At 60.6% G+C, this 4,016-nt stretch carries 3 protein-coding genes; all 3 read right to left on the reverse strand.

The window, feature by feature from the left end; genetic code table 11:
• Positions 1 to 79: 79 nt before the first annotated feature.
• Genes AC5E6N_RS23605 through AC5E6N_RS23615 form a run of 3 tightly spaced genes read right to left on the reverse strand, consistent with a single transcriptional unit; the run spans position 80 to position 3,949 of the window.
• Positions 80 to 1,708, reverse strand: coding sequence for an ABC transporter ATP-binding protein (locus AC5E6N_RS23605; protein ID WP_491750098.1), 1,629 nt, complete (start codon positions 1,706 to 1,708; stop codon positions 80 to 82).
• Positions 1,705 to 2,847, reverse strand: a complete 1,143-nt coding sequence (locus AC5E6N_RS23610; RefSeq protein WP_491750099.1) for an ABC transporter permease — start codon at positions 2,845 to 2,847, stop codon at positions 1,705 to 1,707. The genes AC5E6N_RS23605 and AC5E6N_RS23610 overlap by 4 nt, the downstream gene beginning before the upstream one ends.
• A 1-nt stretch (position 2,848) precedes the next feature.
• Positions 2,849 to 3,949 carry a microcin C ABC transporter permease YejB gene (locus AC5E6N_RS23615; protein WP_491750100.1) on the reverse strand — a complete coding sequence of 367 codons (1,101 nt, stop codon included), beginning with the start codon at positions 3,947 to 3,949 and terminating at the stop codon, positions 2,849 to 2,851.
• Positions 3,950 to 4,016: the final 67 nt, after the last annotated feature.

Raw genomic sequence — 4,016 nt, forward strand, 5'->3', positions numbered from 1 at the left:
AGATGATTATCCTTGCAAATGCACTGTTGAGAGATCAGCGAAAATGGCACCACATGAATACTTGATCAAAATGGATACTCTAACCGCCCACGACACCGCCCGGCGTTGCCACCAGATCGAAGGCCGCCGCCATCAGGGCCTTGGTGTAATCCGTGCGCGGCGCATCGAAGATCTGTTCCGCCGGCCCCTGTTCGACCACCTTGCCCGCCCGCATGACAATCACATTGTTGGCGAGTGCCCGCACCACCTTCAGATCGTGGCTGATGAACAGATAGGCGAGATTGTGGTCGCGCTGCAGCTTGCGCAGGAGATCGACCACCTGGGCCTGCACGCTCATATCGAGCGCGGAAGTCGGCTCGTCCAGCATGACGAACCGCGGATTGAGCACCATGGCCCTGGCGATGGCGATGCGCTGGCGCTGCCCGCCGGAAAACTCGTGCGGATAGCGCCAGCGCGTCGACGAATCGAGTCCGACCTCTTCCAGCGCCTGCGCCACCTTGGTGTCCCTTTCGCTGCGGCTGAGCCCCGGTTCGTGGATGCTCAGGCCCTCGGAGACGATCTCGGCGATGGACATGCGCGGCGAGAGCGAGCCGAACGGGTCCTGGAACACCACCTGTATCTGATTGCGAAGTGGCTTCATGGCCGAGAATGAATAGTCTTCGATGTCCTTGCCGACGAAGGCGATCTTGCCCTGTGACGATATCAGACGTGTCAGGGCGAGGCCGAGCGTGGTCTTGCCGGAGCCCGATTCGCCGACAATGCCGAGCGTCTGGCCCTCGCGCAGCGTCAGATCGATGCCGTCCACGGCTTTCACATAATCCGCCGTCCGGCGCAGGAACCCCTTCTTGATCGGGAACCAGACCTTTATCTGCCTGCCTTCCATGACAATCGGCGCGCTGTCGTCTGATTTGGGCGGGTTGCCGCTCGGTTCCGCGGCCAGCAGGTGCCTGGTGTATTCGTGCTGCGGGTTTTCGAAGATATCCCTGGTCGGACCGGCCTCGACAATCCGGCCCTGCGTCATGACACAGACACGGTCGGCGATCTTGCGCACGACGCCGAGGTCATGGGTGATGAAAAGCATCGACATCCCATGTTCCTGCTTGAGATCGGCAAGCAGTTCCAGGATCTGCGCCTGCACCGTCACGTCAAGCGCCGTTGTCGGTTCGTCGGCGATCAGGAGCTCGGGCCGGTTGGCAAGCGCCATGGCGATCATGACGCGCTGGCGCTGGCCGCCCGACAGCTGATGCGGGTAGGAGGACAGACGCTTTTCGGCCTCGCGGATACCGACCTGATTGAGAAGGTCGAGCGTCCTTTCGCGCGCCGCCTCGTCGAAAAGCCCCTGGTGGAGACCGAGAATCTCGCCGATCTGCCGCTCCACCGTGTGGAGAGGGTTCAGCGATGTCATCGGCTCCTGGAAGATCATCGTCACGTCGTTGCCGCGCACGTCCCTAAGGTCCGCCTCGTCGGCATCCAGCAGGTCGGAACCCTTGAAGAGGACGGAGCCCGAGGGGTGGCTCGCCGCCGGATAGGGCAGGAGCTTGAGAACCGAAAGCGCCGTCACCGATTTGCCGGAGCCCGATTCGCCGACAAGCGCCACCGTCTCGCCGCGGTTGATGTCGAGCGACACACGGTCGACGGCCAGCGTCTCTTCGCGGCCCTGACGGAAGACGACCGAAAGGTCGCGTATGGAAACCAGCGGCTCGCTCATTCGAACGTCTTTCTCGGGTCGAAGGCGTCACGCGTTGCCTCACCGATGAAAATCAGCAGCGACAGCATGATCGAGATTGAGAAAAAGGCAGTCAGGCCAAGCCATGGCGCCTGCAGGTTGCGTTTGCCCTGGGCAATGAGTTCGCCGAGCGATGGCGAGCCCGGCGGCAGTCCGAAGCCAAGGAAATCGAGTGACGTCAGCGTGGTGATCGAACCGGAGAGGATGAACGGAAGAAATGTCAGTGTCGCCACCATCGCATTGGGCAGGAGATGGCGGAAGATGATCGTCGTATTGCCGACGCCGAGCGCCCGCGCCGCGTTCACATATTCGAAATTGCGGGCCCGCAGGAACTCGGCGCGCACGACGCCGACAAAGGCGACCCAGGAGAACAACAGCATGATGCCGAGCAGGATCCAGAAGCCGGGCGGCAGGATCGCGGCGATGATCAGCAGGATGTAGAGCACCGGCATCGACGACCAGATTTCTATGAAGCGTTGCAGGAGAAGATCGGTCCAGCCGCCGAAATAGCCCTGCACCGCGCCCATCGACACGCCGACGACGGCCGAAAGGGCGGTGAGCGCAAGCCCGAAGAGAACGGAGATGCGGAACCCGTAGATCATGCGGGCCATCACATCGCGGGCCTGATCGTCCGTGCCGAGCCAGTTCATGTTGCCGATGATGCAGTCGGGGTCTTCTGCGCCCTGCGGATAGGCGGCGCACCGCTCTTGCCTGGTCATTGTCCAGAAGGGCGCGGTCGGAGCCGAGCTTGGAATATAGGAATTGGCCGTGCGGTAGGAATATCGGATCGGCGGCCACAACATCCAGCCATTGGCTTCGATCTCGTCGCGAATGAACGGGTCGCGATAATCGGTACGGGCAAGGAAGCCGCCGAATTTCTCCTCCGGATAATCCACCAGGACGGGCGCCAGCAGCTCTCCCTTGTAGGAAGCCAGGATCGGCTTGTCGTTGGCGATGAGTTCGGCAAAAAGACTGAGACCGAATATGATCAGGAATATCCAGAAAGACCAATAGCCACGCCGGTTTGCCTTGAAGTTTCGCCAGCGCCGCTTTGCGGTCGGAGAAAAGAACCCCGTGGGCGGGCCGCTGGTGATATCGGCGGGTCTCACTGCCTGATCCATATCACACGTCCCGCCGCTCGAAATCGATACGTGGATCGACCCATGTATAGATGCGGTCGGAAATAAGCCCGACGACGAGACCCATCAGCGAGAAGATGAAAAGCGTGCCGAAGACGACCGGGTAATCGCGCTTGACGACGGATTCAAACCCCAGCCGCCCGAGCCCGTCCAGCGAGAAGATCGTCTCGATCAGAAGCGAGCCGGTAAAGAAGGCCGTGATGAAGGCGGCGGGGAAACCGGCAATGATGATCAGCATGGCGTTGCGGAAGACGTGGCCGTAAAGCACCTGCCGTTCGGTCAGGCCTTTCGCCCGTGCCGTCATGACATATTGCTTGCGGATCTCGTCGATGAAGGAATTCTTGGTCAGAAGGGTGGTCGTCGCGAATGCGGCCAGCGACAGCGAGATCAGCGGCAGCGTCAGGTGCCAGAAATAGTCGATGATCTTTTCCCACCAGCTCAATTCGGCGAAATTGTCCGACACCAGCCCGCGCAGCGGGAACCAGTCGAAAAACGAGCCGCCGGCGAAGACGACGATCAGCATGATGCCGAAGAGGAAACCGGGCACCGCATAGGCGATGATGATGACGCCTGACGTCCAGATGTCGAAGCGCGACCCGTCGGTCACCGCCTTGCGTACGCCGAGCGGTATGGAGATGATATAGGAAATCAGGAGAATCCAGATGCCGAGCGAGATGGAGACGGGCATCTTCTCAATGATCAGATCGATCACGGTCACGTCACGGAAATAGCTTTCCCCGAAATCGAAGCGGATGAAGTTCCACATCATCTGCCCAAACCGCTCGAGCGGCGGTTTGTCGAAGCCGAACTGCTTTTCGAGCTTGGCGATGAATTCCGGGTCGAGCCCCTGCGCGCCGCGATATTTCGAGGAGAAATCCTCGCCGCCGGCTGCCGCCGGCTGGCTCTGGAAATCACCGCCGCCGGAAATGCGCTCGGTGGCCGAGTTGCCCTGGCCGGTCAATTCGGCAATCACCTGTTCGACCGGGCCGCCGGGGGCGAACTGGATAACGAGAAACGAGATACCCATGATGCCGATGATGGTCGGGATCATCAGCAGGAGCCGCCTGATGATATAGGCGCCCATCAGAGCGAGTTTTGATTAGATTGACGCATTTGACCGCGGCGATTTTGGTCGCTGACAAGGCGGGTTG

It is taken from the genome of Hoeflea sp. (genome assembly GCF_984452065.1).